Raw genomic sequence first — 26,035 nt, 5'->3', positions numbered from 1 at the left:
ATTTTATTGATATTGTTCTAAAATTTCCTGCATTCTCTCTGGGTCTTGCAATGCATCCCAACCAAAGTAAGATATGGCCCAGATGATGTAAATTAAGAAAAGTACATTTAGGATAATACCAATGATGGCCAATATCTTTCCCGTTTTTACATTTTTAAAGTCAGTATACATTTCTGGATTTTCCATATATACTTTGGTCGCTTTATTGGCTAAAACTAAGGCTATGACCCCAAAGATTAGTCCTATTATACCATAACAGCAACAGGTGACGATGGAAATAATGCCGAAAACTAAGATCAGCGTTGCATTTGGGAGTTTTTGTTGTTCCATGATTTAAATTTTAATTGAAAATATTGTTCATTTTTAAGATATAACTAATAATAATTGTAGCAGCAGTTGCCAACATCAAAAACAGCTTTATTTGGTGTCCAAATTTGAACTTAATAAAGATATTTGAGGTCAAAAAAATCAAAAGAAAAATAATGGGGTAGATGGCTGGGTACATTTTAAATGCCGCCAAGAATTCCCCATGAAAAAGTAAGTCTACCGAGCGTTGCATACCACATCCTGGACATTCAATACCAAAAAGTTCTTTGTTTAGACAAGGAAGCATAAAATCCTTGGTGGTTATGGATACAAAGGCAAGTTGCTGATACATGGCTGTGGTTACTGCCAAGAAAAATACCACTATTTTTGCTATTCGGGTTAAACTTTTTAAGATTTTTTTAGCTATCCATTAAGATGACCGTTTTTAATATTGGCGATAGGGTTGAGGTTGTGGATGATAACCTGTCCGGAGAGATTCAGGAAGTGAACGGGGATATGGTCACCGTAATAACCGATGATGGTTTTACTTTTCAATTTCGTTCAAAAGAGTTGGTGCGAGTTGAGGGTGCGATTAAAGTAACGAATTTTGAAGTTGCAAAGATCAAACAGGAAAAAGAACAACCTAAAAAGAAAAATATCCCAACACTTAAACCAAAAGAAAGAAATGCTCCTAAAATGGAGGTCGATCTCCATATTAATCAACTAGTGAAATCTACCAAAGGCCTTAGTAATTTTGATATACTTAACTTACAATTGGAAACAGCTAAAAGACAACTGGATTTTGCCATTGCCAAACGTATCCAAAAAGTGGTTTTTATTCATGGGGTCGGTGAAGGCGTGCTTAAAGAGGAGCTCAATTACCTTTTTAAAAGGTATGACAACCTAAAGTTTTATGATGCGGATTATCAAAAGTACGGATTGGGTGCTACCGAGGTGTATTTTTTCCAGAACGGTTAGTTGGAAATAGCTGTGGTAACCTCCCCAAATTCATTTATGGTCAAATTGGTGATTCGCTCGCCATTGGCCCTTACAAATGAGATGTCGCTCAAACGTATGGTGTGTACATAATTTGTGCCATCGGCATCCGCTTTGGTTTCTATGGTAACCGTACCATCTTCAGCTGCTATTTCATCGACAACGGACGGAGTAGCCGGAGGAATATCATCACAGAAGTAATTGGAGGTGACCTTTTCAGAAAAAAACCGATAGGTTAATTTGGATTTGCTTGGTACGGCACTAGTAGAGGTAACGGTTTCATCCAATTTACCTTTGTTCAGAATACCACTCTCCAACTCAAGAATCAAAGCCTCATCCTCATTGAGTTTGAACAACACATTTCCTGAATCAGCTTGGAGAGAACCACAGGATTGGGCAGTTACGCTGTCAAAGTCAATGGTCTCTATCTGGAGGTCGCCATCGCTACACGAGAGCAACACGGACATAAGTAGGGCAGGGCAGAAAAATTTTCTCATGTGTCAAAGTTAAAGGAATTCCATTTTATTACACCAACCCGCCCTCAGACTTTAATGGAAATTAACTTTATTTAATCTATTTTTGATCAGGTGTTAAAAGATAGCTAAGACATGCAAAAAGTGTATTTGGACAATGCGGCAACTACCCAGGTTAGGGAAGAGGTAATTGCTAAAATGCAGGAGGCGCTGGCTGTTCATTATGGAAATCCATCATCAACCCATAGTTTTGGGAGATCCGCTAAAACCGCTGTTGAAAAGGCTAGAAAAACCATTGCTAAAATATTGAATGCCCAACCTTCCGAAATTATTTTCACTTCCGGTGGTACGGAGGCTGACAATATGATATTGCGCTGTGCTGTCCGCGATTTGGATGTAAAGACCATAATTACCTCTAAAATTGAACACCATGCGGTACTTCATACTGCTGAAGAATTGGAAAAAGAATATGGCATTGCGCTTCACTTTGTGAATTTGGATGAAAATGGAAATCCAAGAGAGGATCATTTAAAAGAGCTGTTGGCTCGGGACGATTCCAAAAAACTGGTCAGTTTAATGCATGTGAACAATGAAATCGGAAATATTACCGACATTAATTCCATTGGTGAAATTTGTAAGGAGCATGGCGCACTTTTTCATTCAGATACGGTGCAATCTGTAGGGCATTACCCGTGGGATGTTGAAAAAACTCCAATAGATTTTTTTACAGCAGCTGCCCACAAATTTCATGGCCCTAAAGGAATTGGATTTGCCTTTATCAGAAAAAACTCTGGCCTAAAGCCAATGATTTTTGGTGGGTCACAGGAACGTGGATATAGGGCAGGGACCGAGTCCTTCCATAATATTGTTGGATTGGAGGAGGCTTTTGTTAAGGCATATGAACATTTGGAAGCGGAAATTAAATATGTAAAAGGTTTAAAGGAGTACTTTTTAGATAAAATCAAAAAAGAAATCCCAGATGTACATTTCAATGGTCTTTCAGGTGATCTGGAAAAGAGCACCTATACGTTGACCAATGTGCGCTTACCGTTTGATAAACAAAAAGGTTTAATGCTACTTTTTCATTTGGATTTAAAAGGAATTGCCTGTTCCAAAGGAAGTGCTTGTCAGTCGGGAAGCAATATGGGATCTCATGTGCTTACCCAAATTTTGACTCAGAAAGAATTGGAAAAACCATCGTTGCGATTTTCCTTTTCCTATAACAATACTAAGGAAGAACTGGATTACACTATTGGTGTGTTAAAAGAATTTGCTAACAGCTAATTCTTATTTTTTCGTTGTTTTTTTTCTTTGTCGTAAGGAAATTTTCGGGAAGCAAGTTTCATCATCCTGTCGATGAGCTCAGTGGTGTTTTTGCCTGTTTTTTTGGTAATGGCCTTTTCGTATTTCCAAAGAAGCTTGCCTGAATCCCCATCGCTTACTTTTACACCTATTCTCCCATAGTTGGCATCTCCACTAAAATAGTCCAGAAGATTAAAATTGGTAGGGACCCCTTTGGAAAGCAGGATATTTAGGCTGAGGTTGCCACTGATGATACCATCTACTTTTAAAATCTTGGAAAGTTCCTTTATGGTATAGATATCCAGATTTTCATAAGTGATGCCATTTTGGTTTAAAATGGCATTGGTATCCTCAATGTTTTGGAATTCCACATTGAACTTCTTTCGCTTTTTTCGTTTTGAAAAATAGGTTTCCAGTGCATTTTGCACCGCATACCCTTCTTTTTTGGCAAGATTCCTTAATTCGTTCTGATCAACGCTCCTTTTAAGATCCAAATTGGCAATAAAGGGAACTATGGCCAATATCTTATGATCTTCGCTGAGTTCATCAAACCTTCTATTTTCATAAATATTCTTCTGAGCTGTTCCTAGGGTGACTATCAGAAAGGCAATTAAGGATAGTATTTTTTTCATCAACATATTTTAAAATCGCATTCCAAATTTTACGTTCAGGACACGACTGGTCAAAAAATTGGGTACGGCAAACTGTCTTTGGGTGTCTACATCCCTTACCCAGGTATTTGTAATGGAATTTTGATTGTTGAACATATTAAAAATCTCAAAACCAAAACTGAACTCTTTGAACTTATGGAGCCAATGCCCTTTTGGGTATTGATTTTTTCCATCCGCAAAAATATATGAAATTCCTATATCTGCCCTTCTATAATCTCTTAATCTATTCTGAAATTGGTATGGGTCCGCATTATTTGGTGAACCTCCAGGAACACCTGTGTTGTAGACCAAGTTGAGATGCAGTTTTAAATTTGGAATTGTCGGTACATAATCCTGGAACAAAACTGCGAATTTTAAACGTTGGTCAGTAGGTCGGGAAATATACCCTCTATCATTAATGTTCTCTTTGGTTTGAAGGTAGCTCAAGCTTATCCAAGATTCAGCACCTGGAACAAAAGTCCCGGTAAGTCTAAAATCCATCCCATACACGTATGCGGATGCATTGTTTTGGGCGGCATACCGTACCCGAACATCTTCTACGGTATATGGATTTACATTGCTCAAATCTTTATAATAAGCTTCACTTATCAACGTAAAGGGGCGTTCCCAAAGCTCAAAACTATATTCACTGCCCAACACATAATGAACGGATTTTTGCGCTTCAACCTTAGGGTTTATTGTTCCGCTAATATCCCTTAACTCCCTATAAAACGGAGGTTGTTGGTAACTGCCTATTGCAAATCGGAACAACAGGTCCTTTTTCCAATCTGGTTTTATGGAAAACTGGCCTCTTGGACTTAACAGCGTCTGCGAGTTGGAATCAAAACCATCACCATTTAATATCCAGCGCTGGCCCCTTATGCCCAAATTGTAATAAATGTTATGATTGCCCCATTGGGTCTGTCTGCTGTATTGCACAAACCCCGAAAACCTGTTGGTGTTTGCAAAATTGGTTGCCTGCACACTTTCAAATGCTACAAGATCTCCCGTAAAAGGTTCTTCGGGTTGATTGTTTACGACAGGTGGCTCCAAAGGCCGAATAAAAAAACCAGCAGAATCAATGAATTCCGATTCCCTTAACTGATCTCGGATATCTTCATGAGTGAATTTCAAGCCCCATTCCAAAGATTTGCCTTCTTTGGTAAGTTTGCCATTGTGTGAAAGATTAAAAATCAAGGCGTCAAGTTGATTTCTTGCTCTGTTGAATTGGGAACCAACACCTCTTGATGTGGTTACTTCCCCTAAATTATCACCCCCTAGATTATTATCTATTTCCGCCAGTTCATAGGAAGCAATGATATCTGAGAACTCCTCTTCTTGCGTATGGTAGATGGAAGCCGTAACTCCTATTTTGGCATGGTCGTTTACAACATGATCTAGTTTGACCGCTCCTAATGTGTTACTGTATTTGTTATTTTCCCTCCCTTGATAGAATACAAGTAATGCCCGTGGATTATTTATGGTACCAAAATTGGTCTGCCTGTTCAATGGTTCATTCTCGTAATCATTTACTGAAAAGGTGCCCAAAAAGTTTAAATGGAACTTCTTGGAAAATCGGTAAGTAAGATAGGTCTGGGCATCTATGAACTTTGGATTGAGGTTTGTCAGTGTTTGTTTGCTGTTCACCAAAAGGCTATTGTTTCGATAACGGACTCCTGTAATATTGCTGAACTTTTTATTTTTGGAAGTAGTTTCCAAAGTGGTACTTGCTCCAAGAAGGCTACCATCAACACGCAATGAAAAAGCTACAGGGGTTTTATAGGTGATGTCCAAAACCGAAGACAATTTGTCCCCATACTTAGCTTGAAACCCTCCAGGGGAAAACTCAAGTCCAGTAATCATATCACTGTTCACAAAACTCAAACCCTCTTGTTGGGCAGAGCGGACCAAAAACGGACGGTATACTTCAATTCCGTTGACATAAACCAAGTTCTCATCAAAATTCCCTCCACGAACATTATATTGTGTGCTCAATTCATTGTTAAAGGAGACTCCGGGCAATAATTTCAAGATGTTCTCTACACCTGCATTGGCACCCGGTATTTTTCGAACCACTTCTGGCTGTACCGTAGTAATTCCTTCAATACTTTTGTTCCCCGTAGGGGAAACATCCACTCCGGCCACTTGAACAACATCCACTTTCATTATCGGATTAAACTCATAGGTCTCATTGGTGGTCAATACTAAACCCTCTAACACCACATTTTTATGCCCCAAGTGTGAAAAAGTAATGGTGTTTTTGGTATCGGCGATTAGTTGAAGGAGGTAGTATCCATCAGTGTCAGTGGTAGTGCCGATATTCTCGCTTACAATATTGACACTTGGAACGGGAAGGTTGTTTTCATCCAAAACTCGCCCTGCAATTGTAGCTGTTTGGGCTTGGGTCGTAGACACCCATAAAACAAACAACAATGCCAGTAAGGGTTTTGGACAATCCACTATTTTCTAAAAAAGGTACTCTCAAAGGTACTGGAATTGCCAACATTATCCGTAACCACCACTTTAAGGTCGCATTGGGTCTTGTCCAGTATTTTATCATCAAAGTTATAGGTAATGGTTCTGGTCTTAGGTTCGTATTCCATCAAGATCCAATCTCCATTTATGGTTGCGGAGTATGAATTTATTCCACTGAGGTCATCACTGATTTCCAAGCTTAGATAACTGTAGTTGCTCAGCCACTGTTTTTCCTTAAAATTTCTGGACTTGATTGTGGGGGCAACAGTGTCTTTTGCCAATGTATAGGTTCCTAAGGTACGCGTTCGGGTGGTGAAAGAACCATCACGTTTATAGGTTTTGGCATGCCTTGGTTGCCTACGCTCATCAAGACGGGCAATGAACAACTGCTTTTTTTCTGTTTGTGAATATTTGGTGGCATCAAAACTGATGGTGAAATTTCGGTGCGCAGCAACGCTATTGTCATGAATTTTGACAGTATCACTGCCTTTCTCTAAATCGATATAAAAATCTTTATAGAATGTATTGGCCGGGAAATACACTTTGGCTGCCCCAAGGTCAAAATTGTTGGGTTTGTCCGCAAGAATAAAATCATCGGTAATCTTGTCGTTCTTTTTGATTTTTGCCGACAGCTTTTTTCCTTCAACCGGAATCACGATTTTAATATCATTTCCTTCGATGTCCGAAACCACCAATTCAACATTATAGGACAAACCTTCTTTAACCTCTATTTTTCCATTATTGTGCAATGTTTTATAGATGTTCAATCGATTATATGGCTCTTTAAAACATTTTTGGATACGTTGTTTGAATTTTCCAAAATGGGCATAGTCAATCAATGTGTTGATGTATCTGGTCTCCGTAAAGGAAAAGGTTTCAAAGTCGTACGCGGAGTATACTTTTCCGTTAACGGTCTGTGTTACGGAATAAACCCCGTTCTTGTTGGCAGCCATGTCCTGCCGATCAAAACCATTAAAACCAAAACCAATAGTGCCAATAGCGGTGACTTTGTCAGCCAAAAAGGAACCATCTGCCTGTTTGGTGAAATTGAGCTGGATTTTTTTACCACTTTGGTTCACAAGGGCGTCATCTGACAATGGATATCCAAAAAGTCCTAATAGTGTTGGATTTGTGGCATCCCTTATATCATATCCATATAATAATGGATTGGTAGGTTTTTCGGTAACACTACTTCGAATTTCAAAATGGAGATGGGGGCCAGAAGATCCCCCGGTATTTCCTGAGTAAGCTATAGTACTTCCCTTTAATACTTTTAACTCGCCATAATCGGGAAATACCTCTACTTCGTAAGATTGCTTTTTGTACTGTATTTTTTTGATGTAAGCCTCAATCTCTGGACTAAATTTTTGAAGATGGGCATATACAGAGGTGTAGCCATTAGGATGTGCCACGTACATAGCTTTGCCGTATCCCCAATGTGAGATTTTAATGCGTGTGACTGTTCCGTCTGCTATGGCAAGTATGGGTAGCCCTTGCCTTCTTTGGGTCTTTATATCAATTCCGGAATGAAAATGGTTGGAACGTAACTCTCCAAAAGTCCCGGCCAATACCAAAGGAATTTCCAAAGGCGACTGAAAGACATCTTGGGGGTATTTTTCTTGTGAAGTAAGGACTAGGGAAAATAAAAATAGGGCTCCAAAAAAATAAAGGCGCATACAGTGATTTATATTTACATACGAAAGTAACCAATGTTTAGATTTAAGAAAAGGCTTACGGAAGCTTTAAGAGGTCTTAAAGCAACACATGAAGATAAATACTAAAAGTATTGCGAGGTTAGGTAAGGTTGGTTAACTTTGTGTGTATACATTGGTGTTTGCATATGGGCGAACTGGTAGAGATTGTTGATTCTTTGGAGAATAAGGTGAGCAAGCTGTTGCACAAATTAGAATTGTTGCATCAGACCAATACCAAGTTAAAAGAAGAATTGAACCTTGCAAAAGAGGAAAATCAGCTTAAGCAGAACGCCGTTATTGAATGGGAAGAAAAATACAATTCCCTGAAAATGGCAAACACAATGTTGGGTAGTAATGCTAGTAAAACAGAAGCTAAGCTCAAGATAAATACGTTGATTCGCGAACTTGATGTTTGCATTGCAAAGCTTGCAGATTAGTTTGTAACCAATAATATGGAGGAAAAGCTCAAAATAAAGCTTTCCATTGCAGATAGGGTTTATCCTTTGACAATAGACCCTAAACAAGAGGAAGGATTGCGGAAGGCCGCCAAGAATATTGAAAATTTGGCCAAGAAATTTGAGCAAAACTATGCTGTACGCGATAAACAGGATGTGCTGGCCATGTGTGCCCTGCAATTTGCATCTAAAATTGAGCAAGGCGGAATAGACCGTTCGGAAAATACCAAAGCCGCATTTGAACGCCTAAGGGCCTTAAATGACTTGGTGCATTCCAAATTGGGAGAATAAGTTCTTTTAAATAAAATATTGTTACTGCCCACATTGGTAATTATTTTTTGACAAACTCAACATTATTAAATTTAAAAAGGGTGAGTTTAAGTTGTAAAAGCAGGCCCTACCTGTATAGGGATCCTTGAGCAGCTTGTTAGCCCTAAACCTGTAATTAGGAGTTTGTACAAAACTTCAGCTAATGTGGGCTTTTTTTATAACCAAACATAATCAAGATGGATAACACTATAGTACTAATTGTGGCTGCAGTTGTTGGCTTGGCAATTGGATTTGTAATTGCCAAGATGATGGAAAAGGGAAAGGCTGCAAAAACCATTTCCAACGCAAAACGAGAGGCTTCAGATATTGTAAAGCAGGCAAAGAAGGAAGGAGAGAATATTAAAAAAGATAAAATATTTCAGGCCAAGGAAAAGTTTTTAGAACTAAAAGCTGAACACGAGAAGGTCATCATTAATAAGGACAAAAAAATTGCTGAAGCAGAGAAGCGCACTCGGGATAAAGAATCACAGATCAGTAATGAACTTTCCAAAAACAAAAAGCTAAACGAACAGCTTCAAACAAAAATCAAAGATGTAAGCTACAAGAGTGAAATCTTTGATAAGAAACAATCTGAAGTTGAAAAACTGCACAAAAGCCAGGTACAACAGCTAGAGGTTATTTCCGGGCTTTCAGCCGAAGATGCCAAAAGTCAATTGTTGGAGTCCTTAAAGGAAACGGCTAAGACCGACGCAATGGCTTATCTACAAAGTACATTGGAAGAAGCAAAGCTAACTGCGCAACAGGAGGCCAGAAAAATTGTTGTCAATACCATTCAGCGCATAGGTACAGAGGAAGCCGTAGAAAATTGTGTATCGGTTTTTAACTTGGAATCAGATGATGTAAAAGGACGTATTATTGGACGTGAGGGCCGTAATATTCGCGCTTTGGAAGCAGCAACTGGCGTGGAAATCATAGTGGATGACACCCCCGAGGCAATTATTCTTTCTTGCTTTGATTCAGTAAGAAGGGAAGTTGCCAGACTTTCACTGCACCGTTTGGTGACTGATGGAAGGATTCACCCTGCCCGTATTGAGGAAATCGTAAAAAAGACGGAAAAACAAATCAATGAGGAGATTGCCGAGATTGGCAAGCGTACAGTCATTGACCTTGGAATCCATGGATTGCACCCTGAATTGATTAAAGCAGTTGGCCGAATGAAATACCGTTCTTCCTATGGCCAAAATTTATTGCAGCACTCAAGGGAAGTGGCCAAACTTTGCGGTGTAATGGCTGCCGAATTGGGGCTTAATCCCAAGATTGCAAAACGTGCTGGATTGTTGCACGATATTGGAAAAGTTCCCAATACAGAGGTTGAGGTAGAAACTCCACATGCTATTCTGGGTATGCAATGGGCCCAAAAATATGGTGAAAAGAAGGAAGTGTGCAATGCTATTGGTGCACATCATGATGAGATTGAGATGAACACGCTGATCTCTCCCATAGTTCAGGTTTGTGATGCCATTAGTGGAGCTCGCCCTGGAGCCAGAAGACAGGTATTGGATTCTTATATTCAAAGATTGAAGGATTTAGAAGACATCGCTTTTGGATTTAACGGAGTTCAAAAAGCTTATGCCATACAGGCGGGTAGGGAACTGCGCGTAATTGTTGAAAGTGAGAAGGTGAGCGATGACAAGGCTGCTGAGCTTTCATTTGAGATTTCCCAAAAAATACAAACGGATATGACCTATCCTGGACAGGTAAAGGTTACGGTGATCCGGGAAACACGTTCGGTAAATGTAGCCAAATAGAACACTGACAATTATCATACTTTTCTTTTGTGGTACAGGCTAACTTCATGGTAGTTTAAAACCTATCAAAGATGAAGAAGAGAGTACCCGTTTCAGAAATAATGACAAGTGAGTTGGTGACCCTGACCACTACGGATGATTTGGTGACTGCCGAAGAACTTTTCAAAAAAAATAAAATCAGGCATATTCCGGTAGTTTCAGGTGATTCAGTAATTGGTATGCTGAGTTATACGGATTTGTTGCGAATCAGCTTTGCGGATGCAGTGGATGAAACCGAAGAAAGTGTGGATACCATGGTTTACAATATGTTTACCATATCACAAGTAATGGCAAGAGATGTCATTAGCGTTTCGTCCAATACTACCATAAAGGAAGTTGCTCAATTCTTGTCAAGAAAAGAGTTTCATGCTTTACCAGTGGTAGATGATGGAAAATTGGTGGGTATTGTTACCACCACCGACTTGATAAACTATCTGCTGGATTTATATTGATTTCAATGTATTCCATCCATATACGATGGAAAACCAAAATAGGAATTATTAGGCTTGCGTGGGTTTTAAGGAAACCATGAGACTATTCTTCCTCATCATTGGCCTCGGCTTCTTTATCCCTGTTGTGCTGCATAATGTTAAGCTTCTTGAGCTTAGCTTTCCATGTTTCCAACGCTTCTCGATGCTTTTCTATGTTTTTCACTACATCTTGCACCAAAGGATTGTCTTCTGAAGCATTGGAGAAAAACTGGAGATTGTTTTCCAGCTGTCTTATCTCTGATTTGCTCTCATCAATTTTCCTTCGGATAAAGGTACGCTCATTAAGTATGGCCCTATTGTCATCTGTTTTGGCAAGCTGCTGCATTTTGTCACCGTAGCGGAGCAATTCAGATTCTTGGCGACTTACGCCCAATTTTTTAAACAACACATCAACAATCCTGTTGAATTTGCCATTGATATGCTTTTTGTTGTATGGAATTCGACCGTATTGCTTCCATTCAGCAATAAATTTCTTAAGCTCAACAAGGTCTTTTTCCGTATCTCCGCTTAATTGAAAAGCCTTAAGACGATCTAAACAGGCACTTTTCTTCTCGTAGTTTTCAAATTCCTCTTTGTGCGCCTCATTTTTTTCGGCGTGCAAACGATTAAAATAGTGGTTGCAAGCATCTTTGAACTCATTCCAGATTTTGTCGGAATATTTTCTGGGCACATGGCCAATTCGTTTCCACTCACTTTGAATACGCTTCATCTCGGGAGTGGCCATTTCCCAGTCATCACTATCTTTAAGTGCCAAGGCCAATCCTAAAAGAGCTCTCTTCTTTTCCAGATTTTCATGCTGCTCTTTTTTCTGATTCTTGTAAAAAGCATTCTTGTTACGGTTGAACTTACGCACGGCCTCTTTAAAAGCACTCCAAGTTTGTTCATTTACTTTTTGTGGAACCTTGCCTGCTTTAAAGAAAGCTTCCCGAAGGGCCTCTATCTCTTTAATTTGAGCCTGAAGGGCTTTGTGGTTGTTACTTACATTTTCTGATACTTCAGTAATGGAAGCAATAATCTCATGTTTCTTTTCAAGATTTTTTTCGTAGACCTTCTCCATCTCTTGATAGTGGTCTTGTCTACGCTGGTGCATAACCTTAGTGGCAGCGCTAAAGCGTTCCCATATTTCCTCTCTTTGCTCTTTGGCAACAGGACCAATATCTTCCTTCCAAATTTTGTGGAGTGTTTGCAGTTCACGAAAAGCTTTACCTAAATCAGGCTCATTGGCAAGTGCTTCAGCACGTTCAACCAACTTCTGTTTTTCCTCTAGGTTATGCTTAAAATCCAGGTCGCGCAACTCACGGTTAAGGTGAAGAAAATCATAAAAGATTTCCATATGATGGTGATAGGTGCGCCAAACATCATTATAGTTGTTTCTGGGGATAGGTCCTGCATTTCGCCAGCTTTCCTGTAACTCCTTAAAATTTTTGTATGTGGTGTTTATATCTTCTTCCACATTCACCAACCCTTTGAGCTGCTCAATGATTTCCAAGCGTTTTTTAAGGTTGTCTTTTAAACTCTGCTCAAGATTTTTGTAGTACTGGTCACGTTTTTCCCGAAACTCCGAATATACCTCATTGAACTGCCTTTTTGTGACCGAGTTGTACCTGAAATCTATTTCATTGCCTCCATTGGCAATAAACTCTTCTTTTTTATGCTCTAAAAACTCCTGAAACTTTTGGTCAAACTCATATTTAATGGAGCTTACATGCTTGCTTATGGCCTGTATTTTTTCATTTTTGACCAATCGTTGCAGCTCTCCGACCAAATTTTCTATGGACATGGAATGATAGTCCAACATAGGAATATGGTGCCGTTTCTCATTGTGCTCATCTTCTGCATCTTCAGCGTTTGATTCCTCAATTTCCTCAATTGCCTCATCAGCTTCATCAGCCTCATCAGATTTTTTGGATTCCTCTTTTGAAACGGGTTCAGGAGACTCTGTGTTTGAGTCTGAAACCTCTGTATTTTCCTTTACTGAATCATCGGATGTTTTTGGTTCAGAAATGGGGCTTTCTTCTTCCGTTTTTTTTATAGCATCCGGATTATGTTCAGTACCACCTTCAGTTTCCTGAAGTTTTTGCTCATTTTCCTGCATCAGTAGTTCTTTTTCCTTTGGATTGATGATAATCATAGCCAAGTTAACAACTAAATTACCCAATAACAAACGTAGTGATTCTTCTTTTGGTCAGGTTTTGTTGTATATGACACAACAAAATGAAGCATTACTGATGGATTTTAGGGAGTGTTCCAGATTTCCCAGGCTTTTTCTGCCTGTAGCTGTAGCATTTCCAAACCATTCTTGATTTGTGTACCTTTTATTTCTCCCTCTACAAGAAAAGCGGTTTTTTCTGGATTGTAGATAAGGTCAAACAACAGATGGTTTTCATCAAGATATTGATAGGGCAGTGCGGGTTTATCATCTACATTAGGGTGGGTTCCTAGGGGAGTGCAGTTGACTATAATCGTATGGTTTTCCATAATTTCTTTGTCCAATTCATCATACGTATACTGATTTTCTTTTTTGGTCCTTGAAACATAAGAATGTTCAATACCCAATTGTTCCAATACAAACCGGATAGCTTTTGATGCTCCACCGGTACCCAAAATAAGCGCCTTGGTATGATGTTGTTTTAAAAAAGGTTCCAACGATTTTTGAAAGCCATAAGCGTCCGTATTATAGCCTATTAGGCCTTCTTTGGTAAATTTTATAGTGTTGACCGCGCCAATTTTTTCGGCCTTGGCATCCAATCCCGTTAAATAAGACAGTACTTCCTCCTTATATGGAATGGTAACGTTTAAACCTTTTAAGTCATTTTGTGAAATCAACTTCTCAAATTCCGAAATGGATGGAATGTCAAAATTTTCATAGCTATGGTTTTCCAGCCCCAAATCTTCAAATTTTTGAGAGAAATACCCCTGCGAAAATGAATAGGAGATATTCCTACCGAGCAGACCGAACCTGTTTTCTTTCTTTTCTGTTTTTTCCATACCAATCCAAAACCAATAATACCAAAATTCCTAGAATCACAAAGAATAGCGCCCACCAAGTTTCTGCATTTCCCAAATCTGGCAGATAGCGTTCATAGTTGAGCACTATCTTGTCTCCATTGGAATCCAGCAATGCATTCCCCAAAGCGTCCGTTTTGTACATGGTGCGCTTCCAAGGCCATACAACACCTAATGAACCCGTTATGAAACCTAAAATAACAGCTGTAGATGTTGCTTTATAGTGTTTGAGGACAAAACTCAATAAATGCGAAAAAGTGACCAGGCCAGTTGCAGAACCCAGGGTGAAAACTCCCAATATTTTAAGGGTTTCCATTCGATTGGGATTTTTGATAAAACTGAAATCCCCAGAGAAAACCTCTGAAAATGTATCATAAAGCGCATTTACGGAGTCAACAAGTAAGAGGACATAATTTCCCAGAAGAATCAAGATAAACGATCCAGAAAGACCCGGCAATGTCATTCCGGAAACACTTATGATTCCACAGAAAAAAATAAAGAAAAGATTATCATTTTCTGTAGCGGGGCTTAAAAAACTAATGGAAACCCCAATGAGAAGACCAATAATTCCAGCTGGGACCGTTCTATTGTTCCAATGGTGAAAATCTTTGAAAATATAATAGATGGAACCCAGAATCATCCCAAAAAAAGAGGCCCACACAAAAAGTTCCCTTTGTTCCAAAAAATAATCCAAAACTCTTGACACACTGAAATAGCTTACCAGCATACCAAAGATGAGCAGTAATAAAAATTGTCCATTGGTATATTGGTAAAAACTCCTAAAACGTCCGTTGATGAGTAATTTAAAAGCCTTGGAGTTTACTTTTTGGAGGGAATAGATAAATTCTTCATAAAAACCACCAACAAAGGCAACAATGCCTCCAGATACACCAGGAACCTTGTTTGCCGCTCCCATGCAAAGGCCTTTTATCACCAAAAAGAAGTTATCCAGAAATGATCTAGGTTGATGCATATATGACGTTTTCCCCTTATTTTTTGGAAGCTACTCTTTCCAAGATAAAAATAAGTGAAAAACCTATCATGGCTAAGAAAATGGCAAGTATTAATTGATTGTCGCCTTCAAATGCAGTTGGCCAAACATTCATATCGTCAACAACAATGGTTTTGTCTCCAAAAGTTTTGGTCCTCAACACTTTTTTCCATGGCCAAACTTGGTTGATGGAACCGATTATCAGTCCGGTTAACACCGCAAAGGTCTGCACATGGAATTTGTGCAACAGCCATTTGAGTACTTTGGAAAAACTGAGCAGGCCAACTACGGCTCCCGATACAAATACAATTAGCTTTTTAGCATCAAATTCAGCCACAGCAGTACTCAAAGTACTATAGCCTCCCAATAAAATCAGAATGAAAGTACCTGAAATTCCCGGAAGAATCATTGCACATATGGCTATGGCCGCGCAAAAGAAAAAATAAACCAATTGATCATTTGCTTCTGCAGTGGGGAGGGTGGTCAAAAAGTAACCAATGCCAACACCGAGCAATAGAAACAGGATGGTGCTTAACCTCCATTTTGGAATCTGTTTTCCCATGTACCATATACTCGCTATAATCAGTCCTAGGAAAAAGGACCAAATTAAAATGGGGTGGTATTCCAGAAGATATTTGGCCAACTTCATGAATGAGACATAGCTGACCAAAATCCCTATTCCCAAGGCCAGAACAAAATTCCCATTGGCATTTTTCCAGAAAGTTTTCAGTTTACCTTTTAAAAGCAACTTAAATAGCCCAATATTAATATTGCTAATGGTTTCCACCAGCTCTTCATATATGCCCGAAACCAGAGCAATTGTACCACCAGAAACACCGGGGACAGCATCGGCTGCACCCATGGCAAGTCCTTTTAGAGAGATAAATGCGTAATCACGCAATGAACGCCTTTTCATAAATTATAATGGGGATAAATAATTGGTAAATTAAGTGGATGCCTTTTTAATTTCAGACACTAGGGTTTGTAACCATTCTATTTTATTGAACTCAGGAAATTCCTCTTCAAACAATTGCAGCTTTTCAATATCCATGCGCATGGCCTCGGCCAGTTTTTCCTTTGCTTTTAAAATTTCGTTGTTTTTCAAATAAACTCCTGCCAATTTGTATAATAGCCCTGCACTTTCTGGATAAAACTCCAATCCCTGAATTAAAACTTGAATGGACGAACCAAAATCTCCAATTTCCCTAAGCACATCGGCCCAATTTTGCCAGGTATCCAACTCATAGTTCCCTAAATCCACAGCTTGCTTATAGGCAAAATCCGCTTCGTCAAAATTATCAAGAGCTAAATAGATTTTTGCGCACTTTTTCCAATAAAGCGGGTTTTCACCATCAATATTTATGGCTTTGTTGATGTAATACAATGCTTTTTCGTAATTCTCCAGTTTATAATGAAAATCCGTAATGGCCAACCAACCCTTATCCAACAAAGGATCTTCATGAACTGTGTTGTAATAGTAATATTTGGCCAAGTCATTATTGCCCAATTTTTCATGACATCTACCAATGCGGAGATAGGCATGTGAGGTTGGGTCTTCTATGGAGATGGTAGTTTCGTAATTTTCTATGGCCTCATTGTACCTGCCCAATTTTTCCAACACTTTCCCCTTCTCAAAATAGGCTCCAATAAAGGAATCGTCAGAGATGATGGCAAAGTCAAATGCGGTAAGGGCTTCGGTATACATATCTTTGGTACAATACATTTTACCCAACTGGTGCCAAGCTACCTCACAATACGGATTGCGTTCTAAATATTCATTTAGATAGTGGATTGCTCCATCAAAGTCCTCCAAAAACTCAAAGCAATAGACAACATTGTACAAGGATGAGTAATCTTTGTCGTCAAATTCCAAACATTTTATGAAACTGCGTTTTGCCTGCTCATAATCATCCATGAACAAGTATTCCATTCCCAAGAGTGAATGGACATCAAAACTATCCTCAGTAAGCTGTAATGCTTCCAAAAGCAGGTTTACAGCTTCTTGGTGGTTGTCTTGTTTGGATTGGATATTGGCCCTTTGTATGTAGATTTCTTCATTGCGGGAATCAATATCTTGAAGCTGGTCCAACAGTCGTTCCGCTTCCTCATATTTGTCTTCAAAAACCAAAACCTCAACATGAAGTAATTTTAATTCCAATGCGTTTGGGTGCTGTTCCAGACCTATTTGAATGGCTTTCTTTCCCAAAGAGATTTTTCCGTTATTGAGATAATGGTGAATAATCTCTTCAAAGTCCTCCGCATCAAAAAAATAGACGTCATCCGTTTTGAGCATGGACTCAAACTTACTGATGGACTTGTCATGATTTTCGTTAGATTCTAACGCCATAGGAACTTGTCTGGTTTGACTATGGACTTAAAATTAGCCCTTTGAATGACTCTTTAAGCCTTTGTTTTGGGTATGTTATCAACAAATTAGTTAACAGCAGTGGGTTTATAATCGTTTAAAATATCGATAATTTGATGGCATCCTTCCGTTATTTCTTTCTCCGAAATGGTCAGTGGTGGTGATATTCTAACCGCTTTTGGCTCAAAGAGCAACCAGAAAAGAATTAGACCTTTTTTAGCGGCAGCAAGCACCAAATGATTGACAATTTCCTCATTTTTCAATAACAGGGTGAGCATTAAACCCTTACCCCTTATTTCTGTAATCAAAGGATGTACCAAAAGTTTTCGGAAAAGCTTTTCTTTCTGAAGTGTTTGCGGAATAAGCTGTTTTTCAGTGATTTCTTGTAATGTTGCCAAGCTGGCAGCTGCAATTACCGGGTTTCCACCAAAAGTGGTGATATGACCTAATTTTGGGCCGGTCTGCAGGGTATCCATCATTTTTTTTGAAGCTACAAATGCACCCACGGGAAGTCCAGAGGCCATGCCCTTGCCTATGACCAAAATATCTGGAACACAATTATAGTGTTCAAAAGCAAAGAGTTTCCCTGTTCGTCCAAACCCAGGTTGTATTTCATCCAAAATCAGTAGTGCCCCCACTTCATCACACCGGTTTCTTACCTGTTCCAAATAATTATCCGAAGGAAGAATAAAACCTGCCCCACCTTGAATGGTTTCCAATACAACCGCTGCGGTTTTCTTGGTGATTTTCTTTAAATCCTCTTTTTTGTTGAATTGGATAAAGGCTACATCAGGAATTAACGGCCTGAAGGCACTTTTGCGTTCTTCATAACCCATAATGCTAAGGCTGCCCATGGTGTTTCCATGATAAGCATTATCTGCCGCAATCAGTTGGGAACGTCCCGTATACCTTCTTGCCAGTTTTATAGCACCCTCAATGGCCTCTGTGCCCGAGTTAACTAAATAAGTGGTCTCCAAATTCTTGGGTAGGTGAGAGGCCAATAGCTTGGTATATTCCACAGCGGGCTGCTGCACGTATTCCCCATATACCATTACATGCATATATTTTTCAGCCTGTTCTTTTACAGCCGCCACTACAGAAGGGTGACAATGGCCCAGGCTACATGCCGATACTCCCGCAACAAAATCGAGATGTTTGTTTCCATTTATATCATAGATATAACTGCCCAGGGCATGGGAAACTTCCAGGCCCAACGGATGTGGTGTGGTTTGGGTCTGATATTTAAAAAAATCGTCCTTGAGCATTAGGGTTTTTAAACTTTCTTTACTGCTGTCTCTTTAGGTTTTGTGGCCTTGGTATTGGGTATATCGTTAACAGGGTCATTTTCATTTTTTTGCCGCTCCTGTTCCTCAGCATCAATATCGATGGGATTATCAATTCCTCTAATTGTCACCAATTCAATGTTGTTGTCATCCTCATCAAAAATGTCATCCTTGGAAAGGATACGTTCATCTCCCCGCCATATAAAACCTTTTAATTTTCGACTTTCCACAGGGAGGTCCTTATCCGGGAAGATATCACCATCGGGATTGACAAAAAAGGTAATGTCCTCAATGTCACTGTTGGCCATCAGCAGCCTAATTTTACTGCAGATGGTTTTATCGATTCCGATAAGCTCGTCATCATCGTTGTACATGTAATAAATGACTTCGGTATTTTTCACCAAATCGATGATTTTTAACTCATTTTCAATGAATTTCCCGAACAAATCCTTGCCTTTTGCTTGATTATAACCTGTTTTGCCAATGGTATCCAACGAAATGATAAAAGCATTTTCCAACACTTTGAGGGAATCCAACTTATCGGTTTCCAAATCAGAAATCAAATGAATACTGTCGCCCGTAATCTGATTGTCAACATTCCAAAGAATAGGGTCGGTGATCAACTGGGTAATACCTGTTTTTTCTTCGGAATGGATGGAATCGCATTTACCGCTCAAATTAGTTTTATAAAATTTGGCATTTCTAAAGGCTCGTACTATTCGGGATTCAACCTTACCAGTCACCATAAGTGTATCTCCGTGAATATAAAGGGAGTCTTGCTGCACTAAATTGATGGCAACAGCCCTTTTTGTGGCAAAAACAGAATCTTTTTCCTTAAAAACCTCGGCATAATGTGCTCTGATCACACCTTTGTTGATGGTATCCGTAACTTTAATATTGTTTGTTGCGGAAGCAAAGGATGTAGCTTTATCAAAATAAACACTGTCCCCTTCAATAATGCGATTGCTATAATCTATTCTTGTATTCTTAACGCCATAGCCCCTTTCAATTTTAGTATCATAGAAACCGCGTTCACAATAAATTTTATATTCTTCCCCAACAATGGTAGAAGGCCCATACATATAAGCATTTTTGGAAACCCTGTAATAATCCAATTGCTCAGAATCAATAATGTATTCAGGATTGTCAATATGCACAGTGTTTTTGAACTGTACTTTTTTTAGCTCTGTAAAATAGGTGCCAATTTTACTGGTGAGCACATTGACCGAGTCGACCACTTTACCGCCCGATTTATAGAAGGATATTTGCTTTTCACGATCAAAATAGAGTGTATCGGTGGTGAGGGTCATTTTACCATCCGACAAATCCACATTTTCCATTGCCTTGGCCAGTCTGGTATTGCCGTCATAGTCCAGTTTTGCACTGTTCATTTCTATGGAATCCCCTTGTTGCAGCCTAACGTTGCCTATGGCTTTTAAACGGTTTTCTTGGGAGTAAAGAATAGCTATATCGCACCAAAGATCAGCCCCTTGGTGTTCAAACTGTACTTGGCGTTCATCATCCCTGCTAAATATGGAAGCTTCTGGGAACTGGGCTTCATCTTTGGTGAAAACACCACCATAAACAATGGTTATTTGTCTGCTCTCGGGTTCTTTTTCTTTTTCCTGGGCACCAGCCACAAAAAAGGAGAGTATAAAAATGAAAATTGAAATGTGCTTCAAATCCAAGAATTTTGCCCAAAAGTAGGACTTTTAGCGTAAGCAGGGAAAGGATTTAGAAAGGTTTGGGAATTAGTTTCCTTAGTCATTGGAAAGGATCTTTATGGAATCCATTAGGAATTCTTTTTCCTCTGGGTCATTGGTGAGAGCCATACATTTTTCCAAATCTTCAATGGCATTTTTTCGAGAACCTTGGGCGAGGAATATTTCGGAACGATCAGAATACGCTAAATATAATTCGTCTTTTCGTTTACCCAGAGCCACCATTACGGGGATTAGCTTGTTTAACAAGTCAAATTTTTCTTTTCCCTTTGTTTTAGGATTTCTTTTACAGCATTCCTTGTAGTAGTCCGAAACAATATAGTATTGAAAAATAACCCCGTCATTTACTGCCAAATCTGGTTTTAGATGTTCTACTGGGACATTTTTTTGTATCAGGAGAGTGTTCACCATTTCATGAAATTGAACTGCTCTTGCAAACCATTTTAATCGTGTTTCTGGGTTCCAATCAATATCCCATTTTAGGTTGGGTACACTTTTGGTAAGCTCATGTGCCAGTTCTTTGATGATAGTTGACAAAGCTATAAGTGCATCTGAATCATGAAGTATGTTGGGAAAATCGAAGTTGGGGTCAAGGGAAAAACTACCATAACCTGAATCCAATAGCTGAACAAGGTAATCTTGTATATTTTTTACAGGGTCACTGGGATTAAGTTTTAAGGAGACCTCAATCAAGCTATTAATGAACTCTACCCCGCCATTGTTTGAGGTATAAATTGAATGATTTTGACCCCTAAATACTTCTGCCATTTATAGCTTGATTTTATTGTACGAGAATGTTACTGGATATTATGATTTTCTTTCAGAAAGAGGAATATTTCTTTGGGCAGATTGTTTAAATCGGAATTCTTGTCCAAACAAATTGAAACATGGCCGTTTGATATTGTCTTGACCAATTGGTGAAAATTTCCATAGGCAATGAGTAAATAATCCAGTCCTCCGCAGTCAATGTTTCCTCTTTGCGTTGCCAAGGTCAATAATGTTGGGTTGACGAGTAGTTCCTCAAATCTATCCGTTTCTCCCGATGAGCTATCCTGGGTTTCTTCCTTTTGTTTGAATACAAGCTCATTGTTCCAATACAATGCAACATATCTTATGTTTGGAAAACTATGGAACAAGTTTTCTATTATAGGTATTGCCTTCATCTCATTCAATCCTTGTTGTCTTTTAGTTTTCTTTCTTCACGAATGTCACCGATATGGTAATAGGCGATAATCTCTTGAATTTGATTGCCCTCTACATAATACCATTCACTTACATCCAATGAAAAGTTTTCACCTTGCTTGGCAGTATAGCGAACACAAGCTTTATTGTTTTCATAAATTCCGCCATGTAGTTCAAAAACATAGCCCAAAAATTTATCCTTGTTTTCTGTAACCAAATCCAGGTATGCTTTTTTGCCTTCAATTGTCCCAAATGGACTCGTATGTTTAAAGTTGTCAGAGATTGGCAAATTGTTAAAATCTCCATTCTCCCATTTGTCAAACCATATTTCGACCAATTTTTTCAATTCCATTTTTCCTGTTTTTTGCACCAATTACCATGTTAGAAGATAGCTTAGGCCGACTAAAAACCGAAGCAGTTAAATCACAACCCACCACCATGTTAGCAATTTACCAAATAAAACAAAATAGCGGATTGGTATTTGCTCAATCCGCTATTTTGTTTCATCCTTGAAATGACCCGTGCTATTGCCAGTTTTCTTCACTGACACGTAAATTTTCCTCTAGATTTTCTTTCCAACTCAATTTTACATCTTCGTTGTCAAAAAGATACAGTTTGTCGTTGATAAGCTCAAAAGAATCTGGGCTGCTATTGGCCGTGAACCCCTTGCTTATTGCAAAAGCACAGTAACCCCCAAATTGAGGTGCATATTTTTCCGGATTTTCCGTGAACAGTTGTTTGTTCTCCTCACTTGAAAAATTCCATTTGGCATTGTTCCAATCATAAGTATATGTTTCGTTGCCCAATACCGCTTCATTATGTGTAAAGTAAGCAACAGGATCATATCCGTTGATCGCTTGGTTGGAAAACATAGGTTGATTTACTTCCTTATGGCCCCACGATAATGGGGAAATTCGTTTGGCTTTCGCGAAAACAAAGACCAATACCACAATAGAGGATAGTGTTATCAGAAAAATTTTGGTTCTTTTTTTCATATTATCTGTTTTTCCAGTTCATGTCGGCTTTTTCAATTCTATTGGGAAGTAATTTGAACAGCAATTTAGCAATGGGATTAGAAAAAAGGTACGTGTTCCCATTGATTGTTAAATTGTGTTTTCCTCCTTTTACATCAGTTTTTCCCGCGCTAACGGCAAAGGCACAATGTCCGTCATAGGCTACTTTGGTGTTGTGATTGTCCATGTTCATCCTATTTTTAGTTAATACCTTCCATTTGTTTAATGGGACGAACCTCAATAGTTCCCTCTGCGTCATCAAACATGGGGTTGGCTCTTGCAATTTCCATGGCCTCCTCTAGGTCTTGGGCCATAATATGGAAGTAACCAACAATCACTTCTTTTGATTCATTGAAAGGCCCATCTTTAAAAACGCCTTTATTACCATGGATTATAGCCCCTCCCATTTCTAAGGGTTGAGCACCTTTTAATTTTCCGCTGTTCATAAGTCCACCAATGTATTCCCCAATCTTTTGGACATGGGCTTGTTGTTTTTCCGGTGAAAGCCCCGCTAAATGGTCTCCCTTGGTTTTGATAAAAATCATGAATTCCTGCATAATGTAACTGCTTGAATGTTTATAATAATTGTTTTAATACCCTATAGTCAAATAAGTGAGCGCCAAAAGGACATTTAACACAAAGAAAAATCAATTTTTTTTAGAATATTCTTGCAATTTGCTGTTTATCAATGATTTGAATTTGGGTTCTAGAGGTAGTTTTAGAGCATCATACAACAATGAAATGGCAATTTTGGGTTCTTTATTCTGAAAATGGAGCTCCGCTTTGGAAGTATAAAAGGGTAAATAAGACCGGAATGCAGGATCGTCCTTTATTTTATTGAGCTCTTCCAACGCCCTTTGTGGATTGGCGGTTTTGGAAACCACAATGGCTCGATTAAGTAAAACAATAGGTGACTTGTCCATTTGGATAAGTAGGTCATAAAGGGATAAAATGCTTTCCCAGTCCGTTGATTCATAAGTAGGAGCTGTACAATGTGTTGCCGATATGGTCGCAAGGATGTGATAGAGGGAGATTTCATTTTGTGTTGTGGCAAACTCCAGATAATACAATCCTTTCTTTATTAAATCCTTGTCCCATGTATTCCTGTCCTGATGTTCTAAAGGGATGCTGTTTTCAAACGCATCAATTCTTGAGTTGAACCGAGCGGAATTTAATGTCATCAATGCCAGCAAGGCATAGGTGTTTTTTGATTTGATCGCAGGGCTGTTAGCTATCATCTCAGCAAGGCGAATAGCCTCTTCACACAGCTCGTATCGGATCATGTTGTTTCCGGTGGTGGCATTGTACCCTTCATTGAACAACAGATAAATTGCCTCCAACACGCTGTTAAGTCGCTGTTCCAAAGCTTTTCCCATGGGTATCTCAAAGGGAATTTCGGCTTCCTTTATTATTTTTCTGGCTCGTACCAGTCTTTTGTTGATGTTTTCGTCGGTAGTCAAAAATGCTTTGGAGATTTCTGGAATGCTAAAACCGCAGAGTGTTTTTAATGTAAGCGCTATTTGGGAATCTGATGATATGGAAGGATGGCAACAAGTAAATATCATCCTCAACTGATCGTCCGCAATTTCCTTATCTGTAAAAATATGCTTTAAGGCTGGTTCTGCGGTCCATTCTGATTGTAAGTGATGGGCAACTTCCGAAGCATATTCCCTTTTGTACTTTTCTCTGTTCAATGTATTTACAGCTTTGTACTTGGCAACTTTGTAAATCCATCCAACGGGGTTTTTGGGAACCCCTTGATAGGTCCATTTGTTAAGTGCTTCATACATGGCTTCCTGCACCACATCTTCTGCCAGATCCATATTGGAAGGCCCAAACGTTTTGGTGAGCACGGAAACCAGTTTCCCGTATTCATGCCTGAACAAATGATCAATTTTCTCTGATATGTTCTTTCCTTCCGGAATCATGTCTAGTTGAACAGCTTTTTGTACGGTATCAGAATCAATGGATATCATAAACTATACAATACCACTGTTTGTTTTTGAATTATCTTTTTCGTCTATAGTGGTTTTGGGTCAGTTGATTCAAAAATATTTTAGCTTCAACAAGCTCAAATACCAAGGACTTAGGAAGCTCTGAGAATAGTGGGGCACCCCCTCCCAGAACAATTGGGATTTTTGTTATGACCATCTCATCAATAAGGTCTTCCCTTAAAAAGCTCTGGATGGTAGCCCCTCCATCAATATAAAGTCTATGGTGACCTTTTCCATGGATTTGTTCCAATATTTGCTTCAACGTACCTTTTGCCAGGAATGCTTTCTCCTTATGACTCTGTGGAATTTCATTTAAGGTGTTGCTCAATACAAAAACTGGTTTTTTATAAGGCCAGTCAACGTCAAACCCGCAAACGGTTTCAAAGGTTGTTCGTCCCATTACCATAGCGTCAATGTTCTCAGTGAATGCAGTATAACCCATATCCTCATTATTGGTGTTGGGTATTAGGTCAAGCCAATCAATGCCACCATTTTTATCGGCAATATAGCCGTCTAAACTCGTTGCGATGAATACACTGTTTTTCTTTTCCATGTCGGTCTATTGATGTTTGTTTTTTGTCTGGAATTGCTCTTTCATTGAGAATTCAGTTATAAAAAAATCTCCCGTTGCTTTTTTGCCTCTTGGACAGTATAACCTCTTGTTATATGGATTGAATTCGATGTCTCCGAAGTACGTATCATTTTGCATTAAATTGTAAACATTTTTTTGTTCATCAAAATAGAAAAGACCACTGTTTTCAACGGTGGTCAAAAAATATCCTCCAAGTCCATCCGGTGTTATTCCATCAAAATCTTTGATGATAGGGTTTAGTTCAATCCTGCTTGTCTGTTTTGAAGAAGTATCAACTGAGCTAAGATGCAATCCAGCCACAATTAATTTGGTGTCCTCAGCTATCAAACCGTTTGCCCATGTAAGCTTTTCTTCATCTTTGAGCCATACCTCAAGTTTTTCCCTGTCCAGTTTCAGAATGGAATGTACAAACGAAGCGGAAACATACACTTCCCCTTTTTTATTGATCGCCACATCATTCAAACCAGAATTTGCAACGGGTTCCATGAGCCGCTTAACAATTCTTCCATTTTTAGTATTGATCAAAACCAGGGAATTAACGTCGGCCACGTACAAAATAGAATCACGAATAGCCATTCCCGTGGGTCTATTAAGGCCTGTAATCCATTTTAATTCCAAAAGGCTCCCATCTTTAGATAATTTAGAGATAAAACCATCTGTTCCAGGTTTATAATTCAATCCGTTGGAAGCATAAAAAACTTCTTGCCCCTTGTCATAAGCAATACTTTCAATGTTAAGTAAACCTGCATTTGTTGCCCAATCATTGACGGAAGAGATACTCCAACTGTTATATGAAACATGCTCACCGGATTCCGTGGAATCTTTTTTCTCGACAGAATTCCGGCAGCTAATGATCAAAAACAGAAGAGAAGTAATAGTAAATACGGTTTTCATATTTGCATATGGTTTTAACATAAGGTGCAGGGTAC

28 protein-coding genes and 1 other RNA gene are annotated in these 26,035 nt (G+C 38.9%); 7 read left to right on the top strand and 22 right to left on the bottom strand.

Annotated elements, in window-relative coordinates:
• Nucleotides 1-3 precede the first annotated feature (3 nt).
• Both ACOQO1_RS08150 and ACOQO1_RS08145 read right to left on the bottom strand, forming a co-directional pair.
• Nucleotides 4-330, bottom strand: coding sequence for a CCC motif membrane protein (locus ACOQO1_RS08150; protein WP_420602372.1), 327 nt, complete (start codon nt 328-330; stop codon nt 4-6).
• Between the two features lie 10 nt (nt 331-340).
• The gene (locus ACOQO1_RS08145; RefSeq protein WP_420602371.1) at nt 341-676 is read right to left on the bottom strand and encodes a DUF2752 domain-containing protein; all 336 of its coding nucleotides are present in this window, start codon (nt 674-676) and stop codon (nt 341-343) included.
• A 65-nt stretch (nt 677-741) separates the two neighbouring features.
• Here ACOQO1_RS08145 and ACOQO1_RS08140 point away from each other — a divergent pair, with 65 nt between their 5' ends.
• Nucleotides 742-1,284: a Smr/MutS family protein gene (locus tag ACOQO1_RS08140; RefSeq protein WP_420602370.1), complete on the top strand. Its 543-nt coding sequence runs from the start codon at nt 742-744 to the stop codon at nt 1,282-1,284.
• On the opposite strand, the gene ACOQO1_RS08135 is transcribed toward ACOQO1_RS08140, so the two are convergent.
• A complete protein-coding gene (locus tag ACOQO1_RS08135; RefSeq protein ID WP_420602369.1) occupies nt 1,281-1,799 on the bottom strand; it encodes a hypothetical protein in 519 nt (172 codons plus the stop codon). The genes ACOQO1_RS08140 and ACOQO1_RS08135 overlap by 4 nt on opposite strands.
• 111 nt (nt 1,800-1,910) lie before the next feature.
• On the opposite strand from ACOQO1_RS08135, the gene ACOQO1_RS08130 reads away from it, so the two are divergent.
• Nucleotides 1,911-3,059 (top strand): cysteine desulfurase family protein, encoded by a 1,149-nt coding sequence (locus tag ACOQO1_RS08130; RefSeq protein ID WP_420602368.1) that lies wholly within the window; start codon nt 1,911-1,913, stop codon nt 3,057-3,059.
• Here ACOQO1_RS08130 and ACOQO1_RS08125 read toward each other — a convergent pair.
• Genes ACOQO1_RS08125 through ACOQO1_RS08115 form a run of 3 tightly spaced genes read right to left on the bottom strand, consistent with a single transcriptional unit; the run spans nt 3,056 to nt 7,878 of the window.
• The gene (locus tag ACOQO1_RS08125) at nt 3,056-3,709 is read right to left on the bottom strand and encodes a hypothetical protein (RefSeq protein ID WP_420602367.1); all 654 of its coding nucleotides are present in this window, start codon (nt 3,707-3,709) and stop codon (nt 3,056-3,058) included. The genes ACOQO1_RS08130 and ACOQO1_RS08125 overlap by 4 nt on opposite strands.
• 9 nt (nt 3,710-3,718) lie before the next feature.
• Nucleotides 3,719-6,160: a TonB-dependent receptor gene (locus tag ACOQO1_RS08120; protein WP_420602366.1), complete on the bottom strand. Its 2,442-nt coding sequence runs from the start codon at nt 6,158-6,160 to the stop codon at nt 3,719-3,721.
• Between the two features lie 26 nt (nt 6,161-6,186).
• Nucleotides 6,187-7,878 (bottom strand): M23 family metallopeptidase, encoded by a 1,692-nt coding sequence (locus tag ACOQO1_RS08115; RefSeq protein WP_420602365.1) that lies wholly within the window; start codon nt 7,876-7,878, stop codon nt 6,187-6,189.
• Between the two features lie 164 nt (nt 7,879-8,042).
• On the opposite strand from ACOQO1_RS08115, the gene ACOQO1_RS08110 reads away from it, so the two are divergent.
• From ACOQO1_RS08110 to ACOQO1_RS08090, 5 genes are all read left to right on the top strand, one after another.
• The gene (locus ACOQO1_RS08110) at nt 8,043-8,333 is read left to right on the top strand and encodes a hypothetical protein (RefSeq protein ID WP_420602364.1); all 291 of its coding nucleotides are present in this window, start codon (nt 8,043-8,045) and stop codon (nt 8,331-8,333) included.
• A 15-nt stretch (nt 8,334-8,348) separates the two neighbouring features.
• Nucleotides 8,349-8,642 carry a cell division protein ZapA gene (locus ACOQO1_RS08105; RefSeq protein WP_097045811.1) on the top strand — a complete coding sequence of 98 codons (294 nt, stop codon included), beginning with the start codon at nt 8,349-8,351 and terminating at the stop codon, nt 8,640-8,642.
• A 54-nt stretch (nt 8,643-8,696) separates the two neighbouring features.
• A non-coding RNA gene (gene ssrS / locus ACOQO1_RS08100) (6S RNA) lies at nt 8,697-8,806 on the top strand.
• 51 nt (nt 8,807-8,857) lie between these two features.
• Entirely contained in the window at nt 8,858-10,429 is a 1,572-nt protein-coding gene (gene rny / locus ACOQO1_RS08095; RefSeq protein ID WP_420602363.1) for a ribonuclease Y, read from the top strand.
• A 71-nt stretch (nt 10,430-10,500) separates the two neighbouring features.
• Nucleotides 10,501-10,920, top strand: coding sequence for a CBS domain-containing protein (locus ACOQO1_RS08090; protein WP_420602362.1), 420 nt, complete (start codon nt 10,501-10,503; stop codon nt 10,918-10,920).
• 82 nt (nt 10,921-11,002) lie between these two features.
• Here ACOQO1_RS08090 and ACOQO1_RS08085 read toward each other — a convergent pair whose 3' ends face one another.
• The 16 genes from ACOQO1_RS08085 to ACOQO1_RS08010 form a co-directional block, all read right to left on the bottom strand.
• The gene (locus ACOQO1_RS08085; RefSeq protein ID WP_420602361.1) at nt 11,003-13,090 is read right to left on the bottom strand and encodes a DUF349 domain-containing protein; all 2,088 of its coding nucleotides are present in this window, start codon (nt 13,088-13,090) and stop codon (nt 11,003-11,005) included.
• Between the two features lie 104 nt (nt 13,091-13,194).
• Nucleotides 13,195-13,947 carry a shikimate dehydrogenase family protein gene (locus ACOQO1_RS08080; protein WP_420602360.1) on the bottom strand — a complete coding sequence of 251 codons (753 nt, stop codon included), beginning with the start codon at nt 13,945-13,947 and terminating at the stop codon, nt 13,195-13,197.
• Complete coding sequence (locus ACOQO1_RS08075; RefSeq protein WP_420602359.1) at nt 13,901-14,938, bottom strand: DUF368 domain-containing protein; 1,038 nt, start codon at nt 14,936-14,938, stop codon at nt 13,901-13,903. The genes ACOQO1_RS08080 and ACOQO1_RS08075 overlap by 47 nt, the downstream gene beginning before the upstream one ends.
• Before the next feature lie 16 nt (nt 14,939-14,954).
• A complete protein-coding gene (locus ACOQO1_RS08070) occupies nt 14,955-15,872 on the bottom strand; it encodes a DUF368 domain-containing protein (protein WP_420602358.1) in 918 nt (305 codons plus the stop codon).
• A gap of 30 nt (nt 15,873-15,902) precedes the next feature.
• The gene (locus ACOQO1_RS08065) at nt 15,903-17,303 is read right to left on the bottom strand and encodes a tetratricopeptide repeat protein (protein ID WP_420602357.1); all 1,401 of its coding nucleotides are present in this window, start codon (nt 17,301-17,303) and stop codon (nt 15,903-15,905) included.
• A gap of 86 nt (nt 17,304-17,389) precedes the next feature.
• Entirely contained in the window at nt 17,390-18,586 is a 1,197-nt protein-coding gene (locus ACOQO1_RS08060) for an aspartate aminotransferase family protein (protein ID WP_420602356.1), read from the bottom strand.
• An 8-nt stretch (nt 18,587-18,594) separates the two neighbouring features.
• Entirely contained in the window at nt 18,595-20,292 is a 1,698-nt protein-coding gene (locus ACOQO1_RS08055; RefSeq protein WP_420602355.1) for an OstA-like protein, read from the bottom strand.
• 72 nt (nt 20,293-20,364) lie between these two features.
• A complete protein-coding gene (locus ACOQO1_RS08050; RefSeq protein WP_420602354.1) occupies nt 20,365-21,093 on the bottom strand; it encodes a hypothetical protein in 729 nt (242 codons plus the stop codon).
• A gap of 29 nt (nt 21,094-21,122) precedes the next feature.
• A complete protein-coding gene (locus ACOQO1_RS08045) occupies nt 21,123-21,497 on the bottom strand; it encodes a hypothetical protein (protein ID WP_420602353.1) in 375 nt (124 codons plus the stop codon).
• Complete coding sequence (locus tag ACOQO1_RS08040; protein WP_420602352.1) at nt 21,494-21,859, bottom strand: nuclear transport factor 2 family protein; 366 nt, start codon at nt 21,857-21,859, stop codon at nt 21,494-21,496. The genes ACOQO1_RS08045 and ACOQO1_RS08040 overlap by 4 nt, the downstream gene beginning before the upstream one ends.
• Before the next feature lie 172 nt (nt 21,860-22,031).
• Nucleotides 22,032-22,502: a YHS domain-containing (seleno)protein gene (locus ACOQO1_RS08035; protein ID WP_420602351.1), complete on the bottom strand. Its 471-nt coding sequence runs from the start codon at nt 22,500-22,502 to the stop codon at nt 22,032-22,034.
• Between the two features lies 1 nt (nt 22,503).
• Nucleotides 22,504-22,707: a hypothetical protein gene (locus ACOQO1_RS08030; protein ID WP_420602350.1), complete on the bottom strand. Its 204-nt coding sequence runs from the start codon at nt 22,705-22,707 to the stop codon at nt 22,504-22,506.
• A gap of 13 nt (nt 22,708-22,720) precedes the next feature.
• Nucleotides 22,721-23,077 carry a YciI family protein gene (locus ACOQO1_RS08025; RefSeq protein WP_420602349.1) on the bottom strand — a complete coding sequence of 119 codons (357 nt, stop codon included), beginning with the start codon at nt 23,075-23,077 and terminating at the stop codon, nt 22,721-22,723.
• Nucleotides 23,078-23,167: 90 nt separating this feature from the next.
• Entirely contained in the window at nt 23,168-24,496 is a 1,329-nt protein-coding gene (locus ACOQO1_RS08020) for an RNA polymerase sigma factor (RefSeq protein ID WP_420602348.1), read from the bottom strand.
• 31 nt (nt 24,497-24,527) lie between these two features.
• Nucleotides 24,528-25,067, bottom strand: a complete 540-nt coding sequence (locus tag ACOQO1_RS08015; protein WP_420602347.1) for a dihydrofolate reductase family protein — start codon at nt 25,065-25,067, stop codon at nt 24,528-24,530.
• Nucleotides 25,068-25,073: 6 nt separating this feature from the next.
• Complete coding sequence (locus tag ACOQO1_RS08010; RefSeq protein ID WP_420602346.1) at nt 25,074-26,000, bottom strand: hypothetical protein; 927 nt, start codon at nt 25,998-26,000, stop codon at nt 25,074-25,076.
• Nucleotides 26,001-26,035 lie beyond the last annotated feature (35 nt).

This window comes from Flagellimonas sp., from assembly GCF_965222555.1.
Lineage (GTDB): Bacteria > Bacteroidota > Bacteroidia > Flavobacteriales > Flavobacteriaceae > Flagellimonas.
The sequence above is the reverse complement of the archived record's forward strand: the minus strand, read 5'-3'. Positions and strand labels throughout refer to the sequence as shown.